This is a genomic window from Sphingobacterium puteale, assembly GCF_050986225.1.
Taxonomy (GTDB): Bacteria; Bacteroidota; Bacteroidia; order Sphingobacteriales; family Sphingobacteriaceae; genus Sphingobacterium; species Sphingobacterium puteale.
Genome location: NZ_CP158959.1, coordinates 4,326,971 through 4,346,896 on the forward strand (window position 1 = coordinate 4,326,971; position 19,926 = coordinate 4,346,896).

Here is a 19,926-nt window from a genome sequence, read left to right on the forward strand (position 1 = left end):
AGTGAAGCTGATATATCTATAAATAGAATTTAACACTACAGTCCCAACATGTATTTTTGAGGTGATACGCAAACCTATTAGAATGACACCTTGCCATAATTAGCCATAGTCCAATCATCACGCGTCAAACGGCTTATATGTTCCTTACGAACCTCATTCAAAAAGGCGTTATGGCTCCCCTCTTCTGTGTGATGATATCTAAATCCACACTTCTCTTGTGCAATCTGAGATTTGGCATTGCCTTCATAATATCCACTCCAGATATTCACCAATCTTAAATCTTCAAAGCCATGACGCACTACTGCACGGATCGCTTCCGGCATTAAACCTCGTCCCCAGAATGGCACCCCTATCCAGTAGGAAATCTCCCCTTCAGCTTCTGTAATTGGGAAATTGCTGTTCTTCCCCAAAATTAAACCAATCATTCCAATGGCAATATTATCTTCTTTGAGTGCAATCGCAAATACCCCAGCCTGTGCAAATATTGTATTTATTATCTCCCTGCTCTGCTCCACACTCGTATGTGGTGGCCACCCCGCTATTGGTCCTACATTAGCGTCTTTAGCATAATGATATAAATCTGCAGCATCGGTCTCCTTAAATGGTCGCAAAATCAATCTTTCTGTTTCTAAAATCATAATAATCTATTTTTTTATTAGTACGTTGCAAAGATATAGGGACTTTACAGGCTTATATAAACAAAAACTGTGTAAAATGGGTACTTTTGAAAACTATAAAGAAGTATAAGCTGCTAAAAAAATATATTCATAGTGCTTATCGCAAGCCAGCATAAATTATTCGCCAATATGATTAAAGGAAAGGAAATTGTCAGCCTTGGAGAAAGTACCTTGAGAGAAAGTCTCGGTTACCCTTTACCCCTTAGTTACACCAATCTTATCGTTTGCCTTAAAGGTAGCGCGGTGGTGAATGTAGATTTTAAAAATTATCTACTCAAACCCAACGATATCATGGTATTAGCGGAAGACAGTATCACTGTTGTGCAACGTTTATCGAGTGATTTTAGCGCCTTTTACTGTTTTGTAGACAAAGAAATGGCATCGGAGGTCGCTTATGATTTACCAAATGAACTTTTCTTATTTCTGCACCAGTCGCCGTTGTGCCGACCCCAGCCCGAGCAAGCTATTTTACTAAAAATGTGGATAGAACAAATCAAATATATAAAGGCGGCATGTACGCTCCATCAGCATACAATGCTACGAAATCATTTACAAAACATCTTTCTCTATATCGCTGAAGCGATGCCAGTAACGGGGATCAACACAATGCGGCAATATAGCCATACTGAAAGATTGTGTTGGAAATTTTGGGACCTCGTTGGTAAGTATAGTGCTGAGCAACGCAGTGTTGCATTTTATGCCAACAAATTAAACATTACCCCATTTTATTTATCACAAATAATCAAGGATTTCTTGAATGACTCTCCAAAAGGATTGATAGATAGGCAGGTTACATTGAAAATAAAGGCTCTCCTACGTAGCACAGATTTATCCATTAAAGAGATTGCCTACCGTCTCAATTTTGAAGACAGTTCGTATTTGACACGTTATTTTAAGAAACAAACAGGTATGACCTTAACGCAATACAGAAAATAATATAAGGGAACGCTTGATCATTCCCATACCTCCCATTCCCCAAGCTGGAAATCGTACTTTGCGTATTCTCCACTGTCAGTAAATTCTGAAGCGACCATTCCTACTTCAAAAATTGAGTTTTCATTCCAGCTTGCTGTAAAGTAGAGGGCATTTCCTGTTAATAAGGCGGTGCCAAAATCACCATCGGAATGGCTAAAATGTAGACCATGATCATCCTCTCCTGTGATCTTGTAGTTGTAGCTTAAAAGTCGCTCTTTAAGCTCTTGAAACTGTTGTCCAGTAAAAGGAACAAGTTTTTCCTCTTTTTCGAAAAAATCCGCATCATGAGCATTTTCCTCCCTTACCTTTGTTTCAGTCCTGTATAGTGAAATATCGTAACTCATCTGTTTTGAAATGTTTTTATTATTCTTTTTCAATTGGCATATTTTGACAAATGCTGACCGAGTCTTGTGGTAATGTTACTCATAGCCTTTCCAGCAACCGAAATATGCACTTTTAATTTGCTTTATAAATATAGTAAGTAATGATCCTGAATACCAGATAGATTTATGATTCGGGGGGTAGGACTTAATATCTGTCCAAAAGAATCGATTATTTGCAGCATCATTAATTTCAAATTAAGCTTCTTGAATAGACCACACATATCGATTGTAGAAATCTATCGCAACTTGAGGCGAACTTCAATCAATCGATGAGGTTGCGCCTAGAAGTAGGACAAACATCAGCGGTAGAGTTCTTCTCGTAATTCCACCAAAAGTTTTGTCAGCATAGCCTGATCCGGTGCCGCTGGAAGCGTGCTCGATAAAGAAAGATCCTGTATCTCTTTAAAAAGCTGTTGGGAGCGCAGAAAAAGTTCCTCATAACTGTATGTTCCACTTTTAATGAGCAGGAGCTCTTCCCTATTTGGCCGATGTACATGCAATTCACCATTGTACATGATCTCTTTTGCCTGTTCCAACAAGCGGATCGTGTGCATCATGTTTTTGGCATCATACCCCTGACCATGGCCCACTGTACCCTGAAAACGAACCTCATTGCGTTTGGCCACCCAGGTAAAGTACTCATTGTAAGTCTTACAATAGGAAGAATAGGCTTCATGGTTAACAAAGAGATATGCACTGGACGTTTGATCCTTTGCAATCGAGCTACAGGAGACCTCATCGCTTGCTGTGGATGAGATAATACCTTTGTATCCGAACTTTCCTGTCAAATCATAAAACAATGCATACATGCCTTTGGTATGGTCTATCTTTGCCAATCCACAATTTTCCTGTTTCCATTGGCGATTGACCAACCATTGTTTCAACTGTTGACTACCATTCCCTTCGACTACAAAACAGAAATCAAGCAAGCTTTTACGTTCCTTATCCATGGGGTTGTTAATTTTCTTGTTCAATCCTTTCGCCTTATGTACCTGAACCATTGCGTATTGGGCAAAAGTAGTCACCGCCTCGCGAGTCATAAATTCCTGAATCTTAAACCGTTCAAAGATCGGATCTTTGTATAAGAGACATTCATCAGTACTGGCCAGAAGCTCCAATATATTGGGATTGCTTTTGGAAAGGAGTTCCACAAAACGCCCCAATTCATAATAAACCTCATCATTACTCGAATTGGCAATTTGAGCAATATATTTATTTCCAAAAAAATATTCGCGCGGTAAATAAAAGACGCCCTTGATATCGGTATCCGAAGTAGCGGTCGCCAGTCCATAAGCCCGACTTCCGACCACTGCCTCAAACAAGATCAGTCCTTTATCCCTAAGTTCATGTATAGTCATTTCAGTATAGTTTTAAAGTAATCTTCTAGCTCCTCCTTATGGAGCTTAACCATTGGAAGATCATGCACTTCATGTTCCAAATGATTAAATCTTTCTTCCAGATAATCTTTTATTATTTCGGGACAGCTAAAGTTGAAACCTTCGTCTACCTCACTCTTCAATTGTACTAATTTCGCGACTTCGGTCCGTATACCCTTTGGCATTAATCCAGATAAATCGACTAAAGCCATTGGTGCATAAGAACGGTAGGTGATACACCACTCTGCAGCCAGCAAAGATCGCAAGATATAAAACAGGGTCTTGAGTCGTATAGTCCCACCGCAGAGATCGCCGATCTTACTACAAACTATTCCCAGATAATGATGTGCTTGTCTGCGCGCACTAAAATAGTGTTCGATCAATGGCAGAAAACCTTCTTTAAATCCGGAAGTTTCATGATATACAATTGGTGACTGTATCCATTCGAATGGGCTAACATTGCTTTTGTACAACAACGTCAGTACTTTAATTAGATCCCAACCGGATATATCCAGTTCTCCAGTTATCGGATAGCGCAATTCTGTTTCTAACGGAAAAACGCTGGAATAATCTGAAGGTTTCCTTATGTAGAAAAACCGGACATCATAATCACTATCTGTTGAAGGGAATCCCCAACCACGACTCCCCGATTCACAGGCAAACAGTATACTTACACCTTCTATTTCCGCTATTTCATTTAGCCTATTTTTTATCTTTGTTTCCATGTTTGATACTTTTATTTGTTTTTCCTTTTTTGTTGTCACAAATATCAAACTGGGATACTGTAGCCTTTTTGCATATTCAAAAAAATAGATAAAAATTTTTACATCTAACTTATTTACAGTTAGATACTTTTACATAAAAAAAACACGTTACCTAAGCTATTCCTAAAGTACGCAGGTAGAATACGTAATAATGTTGAAAAGAAATATTAGATCATACATTCGCTGACTTTCTTTCCAACGGTATGACGATTTTTATCTATATAATCTAAAAGGGATCGAGGGATCTTACAATCTTTATCCAGCACATCAAATTGAATTTTTAAACATTGGAACAAATAAAATTTTCTATTCTCCAATAGATAGAGAAATGCTACATCTCCAACTTTTAAGTGTCCCTTTTTCTTCGAACAAACCAAGACCCCAAGATCAGTTGTAGAGCCAATACTTTCAGCAATAAGTCGTAAGGTATTTTTATTTTTCAGATAGTTATAATAATTGGAATCTTTAATAAGAGAATTGCTTTTTTTATTCCACTTGAGCGCGATATTATCAGCAATTTTCACCAATACCGTATCAGAGATGAGCTTATTAGCGTCTGTTGTCCCATTCAGATCCTGCTTCGCATAGACATAATTTACGCGAACATCTTTCTTAAAAGAATTAAAAAACAGTAGTGAGCATACAATATATAATAACTTTTTTTCCATCGCGTGATATCTCTTAGTACAATACAGATCTTATTGTTTGACTTGATTTTTTTTGATCACCCATTTTTTTGATCACGAACAACGCTTTTTATATAACTCATTTTCAGCTAAATTACATGGTAGTACCTACAAAAATCAGAGGTTCACCTAGCGTAAATCTGCAAATAAAATAAAAACTATTTTGTACAGATCGATAGCTGCCATAACACGATTGATATCCGCCCCGATTGAGTAAATTTATGTAAGATGCTACTTCCCGAAATCACGATGACAGGCAGCTTACCGTGTTTATCTGAGGCCCAAAGATTTCGAAATGCGTGGTCCCTCATTATGAATTTGGTATGCATTTCCAGCATATATTCCGAAAACAATGAGCAAGTTCCCTTTTATTTAACTTGTATAACGATATCTTAAATAATTTTGGTAAATTAAGAAAAAGAAGGCTCAGTCAAGAAAATGTCTACATTGAAATTTATAAATCACTGGGCATCGTAACCAATTGCTGCTTTCCACAAAGAACAATACAGAAACCAACTCAATAATTGAGAAACGGAGGGAAATTAATGAATATAAAAATTATTGGGTCAGGCAGCTATCTTCCGGACAATAAAATCAATAACGCGAATTTTGAAGATCGTATTTTTTTGGATGAGGCCGGTGAGCCTATCAAATACCCTGAATCCATTATCGGTAAGTTTAAAGATATTACTGGCATTGAGGAACGTCGTTATGCAAATAATGATCAGGTGGCTTCTGATCTAGCGTCTATTGCCGCAGAGCGGGCAATCGTTAACGCTGACATCGATCAAGAGACACTTGATTATATTATCGTCGCACATAACTATGGCGACGTACCCTATGGAAAAGTTCAATCGGATACTGTTCCCAGTCTGGCAACACGAGTCAAGAAAAAATTACGTATACGAAATCCACATTGTATCGCCTATGATCTTTTATTCGGCTGTCCGGGCTGGAATGAAGGCGTGATACAAGCTAATGCGTTTATCAAATCAGGCATGGCTAAACGCTGTATGGTTATCGGTACCGAGACTCTTTCCCGTGTCGTAGATCCATACGATCGTGATTCAATGATCTATGCTGATGGTGCTGGCGCAGTTATCGTAGAAGCGACAACAGAGGAGGCAGGATTAGTATCTTTTGAAAGTGCAACTTATGCATTTGATGAGGCCGACTATCTTTATTTTGGAGGCTCCTTTAACAGCCAACATGAAGAAGGCACCCGTTACATTAAGATGAAGGGACGAAAGATATATGAATTCGCTCTGAGTAAGGTTCCTTTAGCCATGCAAGTCTGCATAGAGAAAGCTAATCTTGACATTAATGCCATAAAAAAGATATTAATTCATCAGGCCAATGAGAAAATGGATGAGGCTATTATTTCGCGATTCTATGGATTATATCATATGCAGCCGCCAGAGAATATCATGCCGATGTCCATTCATAAATTTGGGAATAGCAGTGTTGCAACTATTCCAACACTCTATGATTTAATTAGGCAGGGAAAAATTGAAGGACATTCATTCAATAAAAATGATATTATCTTATTTGCCTCTGTAGGTGCAGGGATGAATATCAATGCATTTACCTATAGACTTTAGCAATTCGTCAACATGTCTAGTCAATTTACTTTCAATGAGCGGAAACAAAACAAGCTCAATCTTATGAAAGGAGTTTTTTAACAAATAAGAGTTGTTTTAAATTTTATACTAAAAGAGCGAGCAAAAGCGTGGTCTAATACTCCACTCTTTATACTCGCTCCAAATTAATAATCTACCATTATTAAATTAAGCTAACTTCTACAATTGCTTATTTCTTTTTTTTACGAAAGACATTATCTGTTAGATCTTTTGAAATCGAGTCTTTTTCTTTTTGATATGACGACTGTGTTTTCTCTTTCGTACTTTTTTCCTTTTTTTGATCTTTACTCATGACTTATAATATTTACATTGTGAGGGTGTTTCCCATAACCATGGGTACATGAATTGTGGGGATTAAACTTGAGTGTGGTTGGTTCTAAACAGAAAATTTCACGATGATATAATTGGAGAAATTTAAAGATAAAACGAGAAGCTTTTATCATGTTTGGTTTGTCGAATGGGTTATATGAATAACAAACCTTATTCATAAAGATACAAATAATAACTGATATCCCATCAATCCCAAAGGTTTATTAACAATAGCATAGCTTTATCAGCTCATCTCCTATCCAGAAAATAGCAAGGTATCCGATTTTTGTGTGGTTTATCGCTTGCGGAACTTGTCTTTGATCATTTTGTTACCTTCCTATAAACAGTAATAATGGTATTTATTTCAGTAATTCATATAACTTTATATACTAGCGTATTTCGCAATTTTGAAAAAGATATAATTTCAATAAGATCCTGAAGAAAAGAATGCGTTAAACTTTAGGTAATATTCTGAAGGAAAAGCATTCACTCAGAAGAAACGGATTAATTGTATCGATCGTGTTAGTATATTGGTAATGCATTAACAGGGCGGCGGCCCGGGATGGTCTACGGCAATTAAAAACAGCCGAGTTAAAGCCGTTGCCGCCTTTGAACCGTATAGCAGCTTCATGTTTCCGAAAGGCGAACTGCCACAACCAATCCAATCCACAGGACTTTTTGGTGAGCTCAAAGCTGTTGAAATTCCATTCGCAGATTTCGAAAAACTCACCAAAATTCCTATCGTGATTTATTACGGAGATAATATTGCCAAACAGCCCACCAAAGTAAGGAATATGGATCACTGGCGTTCGGGATTAGAAATGGCCAGAATATGGGCGGCAACAATCAATAAACATGGCGGTGACGCCACTGTCGTCCATCTTCCCGAGGTCGGTATTCATGCAAATACACACTTCCCCTTTTCTGACCTGAATAATATTGAAGTCGCCAACCACCTATCAAAATGGCTGAAAGAAAAAAGGTTGAGCTCTACTGATTAAATTTAAAATTCGACCAACAGCATAGGTTAGCAAAACTATAGGATAATTTTTCTGAGAGTCAAATTACTTGCCCTAGGACAAGTATTTCAAAGTGAATTTCTTGTAGTTTTATATCATAAATCTGCATTTCTATGCCTGTTGTTTTTTCCGTATCCACTTTAGCATGCCTCATTTTATTTGGACTCGCCTCCCCCAATAAAATGGTGGTGATTCCTATTGTGATATGGGCATTTGCACTCTCAGCGGTATCATCCCTTAATATTTTTCTGATTTTCCCACCTACTTTTGTACTTGTCTTGGTGAGCGCGCTCTTACTGAGTATAAGTTACTATAGATTATCAAAAAATTTAAGCTTGAACGCTTATTATCTGCTTGGTATCCATATCATCAGACTCCCTATTGAATTCATTATTTTTCAACTTTTTAAGCATAAAATGCTGCCTATAGAAATGACATTTTTGGGTTGGAACTATGATCTATTTTTCGGCATTACTGCCGTTCTATTTTTAATCTTTAGTAGCTTCAATCCAAAAATACTAACATCTGTATTTTTCAAAGCCTGGAATATTTTGGGCATCTGTTCACTGCTGATTGTCGTGGTCATTGGTATATTATCATCGCCATTACCTTTACAGTCAATGGCATTTGATCAACCTAATATTGCTGTACTACAGTTTCCTTATGTCTTGCTTCCAACAATCATAGTCCCTATTGTTATATTATCACACTTTCATCTGATGGGAAACAGTGCTATTGCTGAACAGCAAGAATAAACTAATGCTAACAACATAGCCTGAAATCAGCATTTTATCGCTTTTGCTGCAAATTGAACACGGTACCTGCAGGGTCGGTAATCCAATGCATATTTTCCGGAAGTTCCTCAATTTCGTCACAGGTTTCCACCCCACTTGACAATAGATAATCGGTCGCTTCAGCAACATTCGGAACAGTAAGCTGCAACCAAGTTTCGGAATGGGTGTAGTTATCCACACAATCCAGCCAAATAATATTGTGCCCAAACTTCACCTCATGTGTCCTGGAGACTGTTGGATTATCGATCGGCTTCTCCTCGACATCCAATTTCAGAATATCCCTGTAAAAAGCTACCGTCTTTTCATATTTATTTTTGGGAATTTTTATGGCGATATTAATCCCAGCTTCAAATTTTGTGTTCATATTTACTATTTTTAACAAGAATACAAGATAAATAAATTATTTAGTCAAGACGCTTGCCCTATGGCAAGATTTGGTTCAGACAAACAAACTTTTATATGATCCCACAGCTATACACTTTCTTAAAAATCATCTTTATATTTCTTCTTTTTGATATTTTAATATATTTAAGGTTATGCAGACTGGCGGTATGGAAATCACAACCATTAACCGCAAATGTAATCTGGTGGTTATTGAGTATTTTCTCTTATGTCTGCATATTCTTGAGTTTATTTTTCGAGTGGAACAATTTTATCGCCGCTTGTTTCATGTTCTTCCCTATTTCATTGCTACTTGCAAAGACAATCCTTCTTTTCTCCATCGGCGTAGATATACTTTCGGTATTTTTTAGAAATATAGGCAGACGACTAACAAACAATAACACAATACCAGATGCAAATAAAAAGACCATAGGAAGATCTGATTTCATCATCAAAAGTGGTCTTTTGTTAAGTAGTATCCCTTTAGTCGCTTTAACCCGTGGTTTTATATCCAATCTCTATGATTACCAAATCAAACAGGTCAATTTGATTTTACCCGATCTTCCAAAGTCTTTCGAGGGCAAGATCATCGCTCAGATTTCCGACATACACGCGGGCAGTCTTTATAATTTAAATGCTGTAAAAAAGGGTATAAGCCTATTGCTTTCACAAAAGCCTGATATCATTTTCTTCACAGGAGATCTGGTGAATGACTTTGCCGATGAGATGGATGACTACCTCTCCATATTTGGTAAACTAACGGCTCCCTTGGGTGTATTTTCTATTTTGGGAAATCACGACTATGGGGAATATCATTTTAATAGGTTCCATTTCAACCATGAGCGTAAGTTGACCAAACAACAGAACCTGAACAATGTAAAAGATATCCATCGCAAACTTGGCTGGCAGCTGCTATTAAACGAATCGAAGGAGATTGTCTTAAATAATGAAAAAATCACGCTTGTAGGTGTAGAGAACTGGGGGGTGAACAACCCGCACAATTATGGCGATCTCGATCTGGCCATGTCCAAGGTTGATCCTTCTTCACCTATCACCTTCCTCCTTTCACATGACCCGTCACATTGGAGGGCTGAGGTATTACCAAAATATCCGATGATCGATGTCACCTTTAGTGGACACACACATGGTGGTCAATTCGGCTTTAGCAATCCAGATTATCAATGGAGCCCAATTAAATATGCCTATCGTGAATGGGCCGGCCTGTATCAGGAAAAACATCAATCACTTTATGTGAATGTCGGTTTCGGTTACCTGGATTACCCCAGTCGACTGGGATTATTACCTGAGATCACGATATTCCATTTAAAAAGTAAGGCTTAATGCTATGTCATGGACTATAGTATTAAACCTTACAGAAATAAACAGATTTTTTTCAAAAAAGACTTAAAACCTTGAAATTAGGGGATTTATTCCCTACAAACAACCTTTACCCAAAAACTTATGGTCTCAAGTGGTATGCTTTGGGCTGAACAAAAGCGCGGATTCCCTGCGCGGATAGGGTTGAGCCCAGCCCTGAATTTTTTCGTCCAGACCAAGGGACATTGGGACTTACCCGATCGCAACAATTCCAATACACTGTTCCGGTGTTCATTTTTTCCAGTATTGCCATTGCCCTATCCTGATCAGCTGAAAATACGGCTGCAGTCAGGCCATATGTGGTATCCTGCATTAGATGGATCGCCTCATCATCTGAAGTCACCTTTTGGATGCCGATCAACGGGCCGAAACTCTCCTCCTTCATCAATTCCATGTCGTGATTGCAATGCTCAAATACTGTAGGCGCATAATAATAACCTGTATCTTCCAGTGTATGCCCCCCCAGGCGCAAGGTTGCTCCCTTTGCAAGCGCATCTTTTACTTGGGCATCAAGCACAGTGAGTTGAGCGGCTCTGGTTAGCGGTCCGATAAATACATCCGGCATCATCGGATCACCAATCTTATAAGAGGCTACTTCCTCGACAAAAGCTTCAACAAACTGATCGTATATTTTGTCCGATACATAAATACGCTCCACAGCACAACAACTTTGTCCATTGTTGTAAAATGCACCTTCTGCTGCTGAAATGGCGGCTTTCTTAATATCTACGATATCATCGGCAACATAAAGCGGATCCTTCCCGCCTAGTTCCAATTGGACGGGAACTAATTTATGCGCTACTGTGGTCGCAATATGGAGACCAGTCTTATATGACCCTGTAAAAAAATAGCCATCCAGAGGTAGCTCCAATAATTGCTGGCCAATCTCGGCATCTCCGACAACACATTTGAATACATCCTGGGGAATACCCGCTTGATACAGATATTTCTCAAACTGTATACCTGTACCAGTAGCAAACTCCGATGGCTTATAAAGCACGGCATTGCCAGCTACAAGTGCATACAGAAATACATTAAACCCAACATTATAAGGGAAATTCCATGCGGAAATATTGGCGATCAGCCCAAGTGGTTCATACACAATCTTTTCGTGAGTTGCCCCAGTTGTTGTAATGAGTTCCTCAGAAAGCCATTTAACCGAATTTGTCCGAAGATGTTCGATACGGTTCTGCGCCCCTACAATTTCGTTTAGCGACTGGGTAATAGGTTTTCCCGTTTCCTTCGTCAGTATTTCGGCAAGTTCTTGTTTATTGGCCAGAATTAACTGTCCAAACGCAATTATGCAGTCTAAACGTTGTTGTAATGGCACTTTTGCCCAAGAAAGTTGTCCTTTTTTTAAAAGAGCGGCCGCTGTATCTAATTCGGATGCTGTGATAACAGGGATCACAGCATCTACCTCCCCCGTAGCGGGGTTTCTAATTTCTATGTTGTTTTGCATGTTCTAGAAAAACATTAAAAATCAATTCTTCATCCAACAGTTCTCCGGCTTGCGTAGCAGAAAACTCCGGATGCCATTGTACACCCATCACTTTACCTGGAGCTGCTTTGGTATATCCAAATGCCTCGATAAAACCATCATCCGAATGAGCGTATACTTCCAAATCTTGTCCAAGCTGTTTGACCGCCTGATGATGTACGGTGTTTACCTTGGGATTAGCAACATGTCCATACAAATCCCCAAGCAAGGTTCCAGGTACAAAGTTTATGGGATGATTAATCGTATCGTATAATTCTGCCGACCGATGGGCTCCTGCTCCAGGTATCTGTGAAGGAATATCCTGATAAAGTGAGCCCCCAAAATAGACATTCATCAATTGAAATCCCCGGCAGATACCCAATATGGGCTTCTCCTTCCTGATCGCATAATCCAATATCTTTAGTTCATACTGATCCCGGTAAGCGTCTCCTCTCCACTTCCCTATGGGATCCTCACCGTATTGCGCTGGAGCAATATCGCTCCCCCCTTGGAGGATGATACCATCCATCTGATCAATAATATCCGTCAACAGCTCCCCCTCTAAATCGGGAAGCAGCACCGGAAGTACACCTTTTTTCCCTATCCAACGGGCCATATCATTTTCCATATAGCTCAGTGATTTAGGACCAAAGACAGTACGTTCCTTGTCAGGATAAAAGAAGCAGGCGCTTATGCCAATTTTGATCATACTATTTTTTTATTAGAATGCTGTTTCATAAATAGCAAGAAAGTCTTCTGTTGTCACCGGCTTCGGATTTGAAGGATGACAGAAATCCGCGTATGCAAGTTCCGACAATGGTGCAAGATGTTGCTTTTGCACACCGATGGATGATAAATGGGTAGGTAAATCCAGGCGCGTATTCAGTTCAAATAAATAGTCTACGACTTTATCGCCAGCGTTATTGCCAATACCGAGCGCTACTGCCATTTTATCAAAACGATCTTCGAATCCCGCATAATTAAATTGCATACCGTAAGGTAGATTAATGGCATTCGCAAGTCCATGATGAGTGTCTAACAACGAGGAAAGAGGATGTGCCAGACTATGGACAATACCCAGCCCCTTTTGAAAGGCCACTGCCCCCATGAGTGAGGCCAAAAGCATCTTCGAACGAGACTGTAAATCAGATTCCTTGGTTGCCTTTTCAATAGCTGTTGCCACCATCGCCATTCCCTCTAACGCTATACCATCACACATCGGATGATATCCTTTTGCTAAATAAGCTTCCATATTGTGTGTGAGCGCATCCATTCCTGTAGCTGCTGTGACCAATGCCGGAAGATCCATCGTGAGGAGCGGATCCGCAAAGACTATTTTCGCCATCAACCTAGGGCTGAACAAAATACGTTTCTTTTTGGTTTCGTCTTCGGAAATAATAGCGCTACGACCGACTTCACTTCCAGTGCCTGCTGTAGTGGGTACAGTGATCAGATGTGGAATCTCATTGGTTACATAAATATCTCCACCGATAAGATCGTCATAGTCAAAGAGATCACGATGATGATGTGCACGCAATGCTATTGCCCGCGCAACATCAAGTGCGGCTCCACCTCCAACACCGATAATGGAATCCCTATTGTTCCCCCGATAGACATCTCCACCTTGCAGCACATCGGATTTAACCGGATTTTTGTGCAAATCATGAAACACAATCACGTCTATCCCTCTGCCCGTCAATTTACGCTGGATTTCCTTAAAAAAAGGAAGTTCGGCAATAGTTGGATCCGTTACCAATAAAGGGCGGTTAAGACCATTGCGCAATAGGTAATCCGGTAATTCATTGATCGCTCCTGCACCAAAACGAATCGGTGTCGGAAAATTAAAACCATAAATTTTGTCTGTATCCATCTTGCAGTTAAATAATTTCAAAATATCTTTTTGTTTCCCAATCTGTTACTTGTTCTGAAAACTGCCGCCATTCCCATAACCTGGATTTACAGAAGTGGTCAACAAACTTTTCACCGAACAATTCTGATGCTATTTCAGACTGCGCCATCCGGTTCGTAGCCTCATAGAGATTTCTTGGTAAAACGCCATGTTGCAAATCTTTATAACCATTCCCCACAGTATACGGATTGTTCAAGGATAGTTTATGCTTGATACCGTAAAGTCCACTCGCTAGGCAGGCCGCTATGGCGAGGTATGGATTAACATCCGAACCAACCACCCGATGTTCAATACGTGTAGCCTTTGGTCCACCATCGATGACCCGCAGGGCCGTAGTCCTATTGTCTATCCCCCAGGTTAAAGTCGTAGGAGCCCAAGCGCCCTCCGTGAGTCTTTTATAGCTGTTAACAGTTGGTGCAAATAAGGGTAGAATATCCCGCAGACAATACAGTTGTCCAGCAAGAAATTGCTTCATCAGTTCACTCATGCCTAACTGATCGTCGGCATCATAAAATAGATTTTTTTCTTTTTTTAGGTCCCAGAGGCTCTGATGTACGTGACCGCTACAGCCCGGTAGTTCTTTCGTCTGCTTGGCCATAAAGCTAGCGACAATACCATGTTTTTTACCGATCTCCTTTACTGCTGACTTAAAGAGTGTAGCCCGATCTGCAGCTTCAAGCGCATTACTGCATTGAATCGCCGCCTCCATTACGCCAGGTCCAGTCTCAGTATGCAAACCTTCCAAGGGAATACCAAACTGTTCGAGCATCGCAAGAAGATCACGAAAGAACCCATAATTATCAGACATCCGCAAGATGGAATAACCGAACATTCCTGAGGTAATCGGTGTCATTTCTTTAAAGCTGTTCTGTGATGCATTGATATCACCTTTAATAAAATTGAACCATTCAAATTCCTGTGCAAAAATAGGTTTGTAGCCAGCCTGTTCAGACTGTGCTATGATATTTTTTAACAGCGCCCTCGGGCACACATTTTGATCTGTAGCATGTGACGATTCAAAGTCAGCCAGAAAAAATGGGACATCCTCCTGCCAGGGTATCTTTCGGAAGGTATTTCCATCTATACGGGCAGGAAAATCTCCATAACCGGTATGCCAGCCAGTAATCTCCACATTGTCATAAACTTGGTCATTGACATCCCATCCAAACACGACGGAACAAAAGCCGAATTCATTGTCCAATGAAGAGATAAACTTATCACGGTGCATAAATTTGCCTCGCAATACGCCATCAATATCTGCTACGGCGACTTTGACGTGCGTACTCGTACTTGCCTTTAATTTGGAAATAATTTCTTTTTTGTCGATCATGATTTGATGGTTTTATCCTTGTCAAGGAAGATTAAGAAATAGAGATATGATAAGATGACAAGCCCAAAGAATAGTAAGGCTGTCAATGGGTTGTAGTAAATCATAGCAACCAGGCAGATCAGGGCGATGATCAGCGCAAGCATAGGAAATAAAGGATACAAAGGAACTTTAAATGGGCGCTCCAATGCGGGTTCTTTCTTGCGTAAGGCGAAAAAAGACCACATGGAAATAATATAGAGACTGATTGCACCAAAACAGGCAATGGTAATGATCCCAGCCGTCTTCCCCGTCAGTAGCGCGACTATACCAACAGCCATATTGACCAATAGCGCATTAGCTGGTGTTTTAAAGCGTGAATGAACTTTTCCTAAGATAGATGGTGCATATCCTACTCGCCCAAATTCAAAAGTGGCACGTCCCCCGGCCAAAATAATACCATGGAACGACGCAATAAGACCCAACAGCCCTACCCCAATTAGTAATTTGTATAGAATATGGGAGCTATCAATGACGTTGGCAATAGCAAGAGGTAAAGGAGAATCCGAGGCCTCGGTACTTCCCGGTGGATAGACAACTGCTTCCCAACCAGCGACACCAACCGCTGATAAAAATGTAATGATACACAACACGACCAAAGTAACGATAGCTGACCCAAAACCGATCAATACATTTTTCTGCGGATTGATGGTTTCCTCAGCCACATTGGCGACCCCTTCAATGGCTAGAAAAAACCAGATGGCAAATGGAATGGATGCAAAAATGCCTGAATACCCATTGGGAAGTGCATTTTGTTGAAGATTAGAAAATTCAAATGCTGGCAGCGTCACACCGGCGAATATCAATAATTCAATAACCGCAAGGACTGTCACAACCAATTCAAACGAAGCAGCGAGTTTCACACCTAAAATATTCATTGCTGTAAAAATCAGATAGGCTCCGATCGCAAAAGTAAGATAGCCTACCCCAGGATGAAGCAAATGAAGGTAAGCACCTATCGCCGCTGCAATGGCCGGCGGTGCAAAAACGAATTCTATATTTTGAGCAATCCCTGCGACAAACCCCAATTGTTTCCCCAGGCCCCTATTGGCATATTCAAAAGCCCCCCCAGCTTTCGGTATGGCACAAGCCATTTCTGTATAACTAAAGGTAAAGGTGAGGTACATAATTATGACGAATATAGTCGCAATGGCTAAGCCTAAGGTCCCTCCTTCTGCCAGACCAAGGTTCCATCCGAAATACATTCCTGAAATTACATACCCTACCCCCAATCCCCACAACATGACGGGGCCAAGGACTTTCTTTAATTGGGGATCACTCATAATTCTTTTTCTAGGTTGGTAACTGATATTAAGTAATATGAATTTACTACTTTAAATTAAATTATAGTGTTAAATACCTGCAATTAAACTTATTTTAGTAAAATTATATTGAAATATTATTATTTTTAGATTTACTATTCCAACGACAGGCTTATACCTCTTTGTTTTTAGATTTAAATTACTACAACAATGAAATTAGATGAAAAAGATCTTATGATCTTGGACCTTTTGCAACAGGATGCCAACATGAGTAACAAGGAAATTTCCGATCGAGTCAACTTATCCATGACTCCTGTATACGAACGGATTAAGAAGTTGACGGCTACAGCTGTGCTCAAACAAAAGGTATATTTGCTGGATCGAAGAAAACTGGACCTGAACCTGATGGTTCTTGTATCGATCAGTATGGAAAAGCATTCAAACGAAAGTGCTTTGCTATTTATGGAAGAAATACAAAAATTTCCGGAAGTGGTCGAATGCTTCCATGTGACAGGAGCTTTTGATTATCAGCTCAAGGTTATGGTCAGAGATGTCGACCATTATCATGAATTTAACTTCAATAAGCTTGCAACGATTAAAGGAATCAGACATATGGAAAGCTATTTTGTCATGAAAGAAATTGTCAACGCAACACGACTTCCACTTTTCCTTTAACGATCTTCATCTGGCAAACTAAAATGTGCTTGCAAATTTTCAGACCGAGATCTGCGTTTACTTTAAGTGTGCTCCAAGCCTTGCTGCTTAGCTTTCCACTCCTTGTACTTTTCCCGCATACAATGACCACATGGTCTATATCCATGGCTGACGGCATCAGCCTCATCCCGAAAGAAAACACGATGTTCGACTTTCATCCGTTTACCCGTGGCACAGTTTAGACGACCGTAAATCTTAGCCTTTTTATATCCGCCCAAGGTAATTTCCCCCTTTCGAATGAAGGAACTTAAGGACTTGGTTCTTTCAGCCGCTGTCCCTCCCAAATCCATATGTCTGATCATATTTCGTTTTTAATTTTTGTTCTATTGTATACATACCTATAATTTAAATGGGCTATTTTTTACCTGCAAGAATCTCCTATCTTAGCTAAGACTATCATGGAATATAATCCCAAGGCTATGCCGGTGCCCCTTGTGCAATGGACTAACACCATGCTTCATATGGACCCGATAATAGCCTTTGGAGCCTTTCGCTGCGCGAAAATTAGTCGTAAAGATGATCATATCGCCGCGCTTGGGTTTTAAGACATTAACCTTAGACTGCGCCCGTGGTATCTGTTCCGTGATAACAAACTCACCACCGATATAATCCTGATCCACCTGATCCAACAGCAATACGATTTGCATGGGAAAGTAAATTTCACCGTATAGATCCTGGTGTAACGTATTAAATCCGCCTGTATTATACTTTAAAATAAGGACGGTAGGTTCCACCTGTCCATGCTGCTGACAAAGTTCTCGCATGGCAGCATGCGAAGCCGGAAATCTTCGTTCCATATTAAGCTCCTCCATCCATTGATTGGCGACTGGTGCAATCAATGCGTATACTTTTTCCCTTATTGTCGTAATCAGCTCGGGCAAGGGATATTGAAAGTATTTATATTCCCCCAAACCAAAGCGATAACGCTCCATTACAATAGTCTTTCGATACCTATTGTCAGCACCGTAAGCTGCTACCAATTCATCACATTCGACTTGATTTAATAGATCAGGTACAATCACAAAGCCCTTATCATGCAATTCCCTGGTGATGACTGTCCAATCCCTGACCAGCAATCTCGATACTATATTTTCCATGACGATAATTTTCAAAAGCTCAAAATTAGGCCTATCAATCAAGGTAAAAAATCCGAAACCTGCTGTTTTTCCTTTTTTCGAGATATATCATCAATCTTGACAAAATGCGCAACAAATTATCACCCATATCGAGCACCATTTTTTGCTAAAACGATCGATAGGTTAAATGGAAAGAGCCAGGTGGAATACCTAGCTCTAGTACAAAAAACTTAATTTTGTTAATCCGTCTAACTTTTGAGCTTCACTTCAATAGTGGACGATTCCTATTTTTTTATGTTGTTGACACTATTTATTTAATGAAGCCATATCAATGACAAACCGGTATTTTACATCACTGTCCAATACACGTTGGTAAGCCTCATTCACATAATCGATGTCAATCAATTCGGTTTCTGGAAGGATATTATGTTCAGCACAAAAATCAAGCATATCCTGTGTTTCCTGTATACCACCAATGCTTGAAGCCGTCAAAATTTTATTTCCTCCCATAATCGAGCGTCCGTTAATTTCCATTGGCGCTGCTGGGATACCAACACAGATGTATACACCTTTGGTTTTTAGCAATGCCAAATAGAGATTATAATCATGAGGCGCCGATACGGTGTCTATGATAAAATCAAAATAGGCTGAAAACTCCTTCAACTCCGAAGACTCATGTGTATTTAAAAACTTCTGGGCACCCAAAAGCGCCGCATCTGCTTTTTTACGGGGCGAATGGCTTATCATCGTAACTTCAGCTCCCATGGCGACAGCGATCTTTACTGCCATGTGGCCTAAACCACCTAACCCTAGCACGCCAACTTTATGCCCCTTGCTAATATTCCATCGTTTCAAGGGCGAGTAAGTGGTGATCCCCGCACAAAGTAAAGGAGCCACCTTTTTGATATCAAGCGATTCCGGCACATGCAAGACGAAGTCCGCATCAGCCACAATATTATCGCTATACCCACCATAGGTGCAAGAGTGATCGTGCATCACATCCGTGCTATTATAAGTCCACACCGTTTTCTTCTCCGAACAAAACTGTTGCTGATCCGATTTACAATTATCACACTCACCACAGGATGCCACCATACAACCAACACCGGCTAGATCACCTTTTTTAAACTTGGTCACCGCACTGCCTACCGCACTGATGCGGCCAACGATCTCATGCCCTGGAACAATTGGATATTGTGTCCCACCCCACTCATCATGCACCTGATGAATATCTGAATGGCAAATACCACTATACAAGATATCGATTAGCACATCATTTGAACCAAGTTCTCTTCTTTCAAATTCCCAATATTCAAGCGGGGAATTGCCATCCTTCGCCGCGTAACCTTTCGATTTAATCATTCTTTTGTTTTTTATAAAATACCAATTGGATCCAAATTATCAATAAATAAGATCCATTTACCACGTTGTGCGAAGTTAATGGGGATTTGCCCGAAAAAAAGAATCTTTCAGGCATTATTTACATTGAACAAACAATGAAAATCGCAAAATGTTCTTGGTCAACCGCTCTGAACAGTCAATTTGATCCCTTTCAAATTTTAATCCCTTTCAAAATCAATCTCATAACCCCTGATCATCTTCATGAGCTTTCTTTAGAAGAACCAATCTAGCATTCTCTAAATACTGGACAGGTAATATACCTTTTAGAGCAAAGAAAAAGATAATAAATCGTGAGATCATCCACAGTGTATCTGCTGGATTTTCCACCTTTTATAGTCTA

At 39.8% G+C, this 19,926-nt stretch carries 21 protein-coding genes; 6 read left to right on the forward strand and 15 right to left on the reverse strand.

Going from position 1 to position 19,926, the window contains the following annotated elements; all coding sequences use genetic code 11:
* Positions 1-77 precede the first annotated feature (77 nt).
* Positions 78-638, reverse strand: a complete 561-nt coding sequence (locus ABTV71_RS18500) for a GNAT family N-acetyltransferase (RefSeq protein ID WP_433900636.1) — start codon at positions 636-638, stop codon at positions 78-80.
* 168 nt (positions 639-806) lie between these two features.
* On the opposite strand from ABTV71_RS18500, the gene ABTV71_RS18505 reads away from it, so the two are divergent.
* Positions 807-1,613, forward strand: coding sequence for a helix-turn-helix domain-containing protein (locus tag ABTV71_RS18505; protein WP_433900637.1), 807 nt, complete (start codon positions 807-809; stop codon positions 1,611-1,613).
* Between the two features lie 17 nt (positions 1,614-1,630).
* Here the strand turns inward: ABTV71_RS18505 and ABTV71_RS18510 are convergent, their stop codons facing one another.
* The 4 genes from ABTV71_RS18510 to ABTV71_RS18525 form a co-directional block, all read right to left on the reverse strand.
* A complete protein-coding gene (locus ABTV71_RS18510) occupies positions 1,631-1,996 on the reverse strand; it encodes a hypothetical protein (protein WP_433900638.1) in 366 nt (121 codons plus the stop codon).
* A 338-nt stretch (positions 1,997-2,334) separates the two neighbouring features.
* Entirely contained in the window at positions 2,335-3,393 is a 1,059-nt protein-coding gene (locus ABTV71_RS18515; protein WP_433900639.1) for a DNA polymerase beta superfamily protein, read from the reverse strand.
* Positions 3,390-4,136 (reverse strand): nucleotidyltransferase domain-containing protein, encoded by a 747-nt coding sequence (locus tag ABTV71_RS18520; RefSeq protein ID WP_433900640.1) that lies wholly within the window; start codon positions 4,134-4,136, stop codon positions 3,390-3,392. The genes ABTV71_RS18515 and ABTV71_RS18520 overlap by 4 nt, the downstream gene beginning before the upstream one ends.
* Before the next feature lie 206 nt (positions 4,137-4,342).
* Entirely contained in the window at positions 4,343-4,843 is a 501-nt protein-coding gene (locus ABTV71_RS18525; RefSeq protein WP_433900641.1) for a hypothetical protein, read from the reverse strand.
* 563 nt (positions 4,844-5,406) lie between these two features.
* Here ABTV71_RS18525 and ABTV71_RS18530 point away from each other — a divergent pair.
* The 3 genes from ABTV71_RS18530 to ABTV71_RS18540 all read left to right on the forward strand — a co-directional run bounded on the left by ABTV71_RS18530 (position 5,407) and on the right by ABTV71_RS18540 (position 8,584).
* A complete protein-coding gene (locus tag ABTV71_RS18530) occupies positions 5,407-6,462 on the forward strand; it encodes a 3-oxoacyl-ACP synthase III family protein (protein ID WP_433900642.1) in 1,056 nt (351 codons plus the stop codon).
* Positions 6,463-7,439: 977 nt separating this feature from the next.
* On the forward strand, positions 7,440-7,811 hold the full coding sequence (locus ABTV71_RS18535; RefSeq protein ID WP_433900643.1) for a hypothetical protein: 372 nt from the start codon (positions 7,440-7,442) through the stop codon (positions 7,809-7,811).
* A 131-nt stretch (positions 7,812-7,942) separates the two neighbouring features.
* Positions 7,943-8,584, forward strand: coding sequence for a hypothetical protein (locus tag ABTV71_RS18540; protein WP_147430544.1), 642 nt, complete (start codon positions 7,943-7,945; stop codon positions 8,582-8,584).
* Between the two features lie 34 nt (positions 8,585-8,618).
* Here the strand turns inward: ABTV71_RS18540 and ABTV71_RS18545 are convergent, their stop codons facing one another.
* Positions 8,619-8,987 carry a VOC family protein gene (locus ABTV71_RS18545; protein WP_120257032.1) on the reverse strand — a complete coding sequence of 123 codons (369 nt, stop codon included), beginning with the start codon at positions 8,985-8,987 and terminating at the stop codon, positions 8,619-8,621.
* A gap of 244 nt (positions 8,988-9,231) precedes the next feature.
* Positions 9,232-9,456, reverse strand: coding sequence for a hypothetical protein (locus tag ABTV71_RS18550; protein ID WP_433900644.1), 225 nt, complete (start codon positions 9,454-9,456; stop codon positions 9,232-9,234).
* 13 nt (positions 9,457-9,469) lie between these two features.
* Here ABTV71_RS18550 and ABTV71_RS18555 point away from each other — a divergent pair, with 13 nt between their 5' ends.
* Positions 9,470-10,345 carry a metallophosphoesterase gene (locus tag ABTV71_RS18555; protein WP_433900645.1) on the forward strand — a complete coding sequence of 292 codons (876 nt, stop codon included), beginning with the start codon at positions 9,470-9,472 and terminating at the stop codon, positions 10,343-10,345.
* Between the two features lie 118 nt (positions 10,346-10,463).
* Here ABTV71_RS18555 and ABTV71_RS18560 read toward each other — a convergent pair whose 3' ends face one another.
* Genes ABTV71_RS18560 through eat form a run of 5 tightly spaced genes read right to left on the reverse strand, consistent with a single transcriptional unit; the run spans position 10,464 to position 16,416 of the window.
* Positions 10,464-11,840 (reverse strand): aldehyde dehydrogenase family protein, encoded by a 1,377-nt coding sequence (locus tag ABTV71_RS18560; RefSeq protein WP_433900646.1) that lies wholly within the window; start codon positions 11,838-11,840, stop codon positions 10,464-10,466.
* Positions 11,818-12,567 (reverse strand): gamma-glutamyl-gamma-aminobutyrate hydrolase family protein, encoded by a 750-nt coding sequence (locus tag ABTV71_RS18565; protein ID WP_223582810.1) that lies wholly within the window; start codon positions 12,565-12,567, stop codon positions 11,818-11,820. The genes ABTV71_RS18560 and ABTV71_RS18565 overlap by 23 nt, the downstream gene beginning before the upstream one ends.
* 12 nt (positions 12,568-12,579) lie before the next feature.
* Positions 12,580-13,728 carry an iron-containing alcohol dehydrogenase gene (locus ABTV71_RS18570; RefSeq protein ID WP_433900647.1) on the reverse strand — a complete coding sequence of 383 codons (1,149 nt, stop codon included), beginning with the start codon at positions 13,726-13,728 and terminating at the stop codon, positions 12,580-12,582.
* Positions 13,729-13,735: 7 nt separating this feature from the next.
* On the reverse strand, positions 13,736-15,097 hold the full coding sequence (locus tag ABTV71_RS18575; RefSeq protein ID WP_433900648.1) for a glutamine synthetase family protein: 1,362 nt from the start codon (positions 15,095-15,097) through the stop codon (positions 13,736-13,738).
* Entirely contained in the window at positions 15,094-16,416 is a 1,323-nt protein-coding gene (gene eat / locus ABTV71_RS18580; protein WP_121126965.1) for an ethanolamine permease, read from the reverse strand. Before eat ends, ABTV71_RS18575 begins: the two co-directional genes overlap by 4 nt.
* A gap of 189 nt (positions 16,417-16,605) precedes the next feature.
* Between eat and ABTV71_RS18585 the strand changes: the two genes are divergently transcribed.
* Positions 16,606-17,070, forward strand: a complete 465-nt coding sequence (locus ABTV71_RS18585) for an Lrp/AsnC family transcriptional regulator (RefSeq protein ID WP_120257026.1) — start codon at positions 16,606-16,608, stop codon at positions 17,068-17,070.
* Between the two features lie 62 nt (positions 17,071-17,132).
* On the opposite strand, the gene ABTV71_RS18590 is transcribed toward ABTV71_RS18585, so the two are convergent.
* From ABTV71_RS18590 to ABTV71_RS18600, 3 genes are all read right to left on the reverse strand, one after another.
* A complete protein-coding gene (locus ABTV71_RS18590) occupies positions 17,133-17,411 on the reverse strand; it encodes an Ada metal-binding domain-containing protein (RefSeq protein WP_433900649.1) in 279 nt (92 codons plus the stop codon).
* Between the two features lie 81 nt (positions 17,412-17,492).
* Positions 17,493-18,206 (reverse strand): 2OG-Fe(II) oxygenase, encoded by a 714-nt coding sequence (locus tag ABTV71_RS18595; RefSeq protein WP_433900650.1) that lies wholly within the window; start codon positions 18,204-18,206, stop codon positions 17,493-17,495.
* A 285-nt stretch (positions 18,207-18,491) separates the two neighbouring features.
* Positions 18,492-19,547 (reverse strand): NAD(P)-dependent alcohol dehydrogenase, encoded by a 1,056-nt coding sequence (locus tag ABTV71_RS18600; protein ID WP_120257022.1) that lies wholly within the window; start codon positions 19,545-19,547, stop codon positions 18,492-18,494.
* Positions 19,548-19,926 lie beyond the last annotated feature (379 nt).

Coding starts and splice junctions, on each gene's coding strand:
- ABTV71_RS18500 (WP_433900636.1), bottom strand. CDS start 638: ATGATTTTAGAAACAGAAAGATTGATTTTGCGACCATTTAAGGAGACC.
- ABTV71_RS18505 (WP_433900637.1), top strand. CDS start 807: ATGATTAAAGGAAAGGAAATTGTCAGCCTTGGAGAAAGTACCTTGAGA.
- ABTV71_RS18510 (WP_433900638.1), bottom strand. CDS start 1,996: ATGAGTTACGATATTTCACTATACAGGACTGAAACAAAGGTAAGGGAG.
- ABTV71_RS18515 (WP_433900639.1), bottom strand. CDS start 3,393: ATGACTATACATGAACTTAGGGATAAAGGACTGATCTTGTTTGAGGCA.
- ABTV71_RS18520 (WP_433900640.1), bottom strand. CDS start 4,136: ATGGAAACAAAGATAAAAAATAGGCTAAATGAAATAGCGGAAATAGAA.
- ABTV71_RS18525 (WP_433900641.1), bottom strand. CDS start 4,843: ATGGAAAAAAAGTTATTATATATTGTATGCTCACTACTGTTTTTTAAT.
- ABTV71_RS18530 (WP_433900642.1), top strand. CDS start 5,407: ATGAATATAAAAATTATTGGGTCAGGCAGCTATCTTCCGGACAATAAA.
- ABTV71_RS18535 (WP_433900643.1), top strand. CDS start 7,440: ATGTTTCCGAAAGGCGAACTGCCACAACCAATCCAATCCACAGGACTT.
- ABTV71_RS18540 (WP_147430544.1), top strand. CDS start 7,943: ATGCCTGTTGTTTTTTCCGTATCCACTTTAGCATGCCTCATTTTATTT.
- ABTV71_RS18545 (WP_120257032.1), bottom strand. CDS start 8,987: ATGAACACAAAATTTGAAGCTGGGATTAATATCGCCATAAAAATTCCC.
- ABTV71_RS18550 (WP_433900644.1), bottom strand. CDS start 9,456: ATGATGAAATCAGATCTTCCTATGGTCTTTTTATTTGCATCTGGTATT.
- ABTV71_RS18560 (WP_433900646.1), bottom strand. CDS start 11,840: ATGCAAAACAACATAGAAATTAGAAACCCCGCTACGGGGGAGGTAGAT.
- ABTV71_RS18565 (WP_223582810.1), bottom strand. CDS start 12,567: ATGATCAAAATTGGCATAAGCGCCTGCTTCTTTTATCCTGACAAGGAA.
- ABTV71_RS18570 (WP_433900647.1), bottom strand. CDS start 13,728: ATGGATACAGACAAAATTTATGGTTTTAATTTTCCGACACCGATTCGT.
- ABTV71_RS18575 (WP_433900648.1), bottom strand. CDS start 15,097: ATGATCGACAAAAAAGAAATTATTTCCAAATTAAAGGCAAGTACGAGT.
- eat (WP_121126965.1), bottom strand. CDS start 16,416: ATGAGTGATCCCCAATTAAAGAAAGTCCTTGGCCCCGTCATGTTGTGG.
- ABTV71_RS18585 (WP_120257026.1), top strand. CDS start 16,606: ATGAAATTAGATGAAAAAGATCTTATGATCTTGGACCTTTTGCAACAG.
- ABTV71_RS18590 (WP_433900649.1), bottom strand. CDS start 17,411: ATGATCAGACATATGGATTTGGGAGGGACAGCGGCTGAAAGAACCAAG.
- ABTV71_RS18595 (WP_433900650.1), bottom strand. CDS start 18,206: ATGGAAAATATAGTATCGAGATTGCTGGTCAGGGATTGGACAGTCATC.
- ABTV71_RS18600 (WP_120257022.1), bottom strand. CDS start 19,547: ATGATTAAATCGAAAGGTTACGCGGCGAAGGATGGCAATTCCCCGCTT.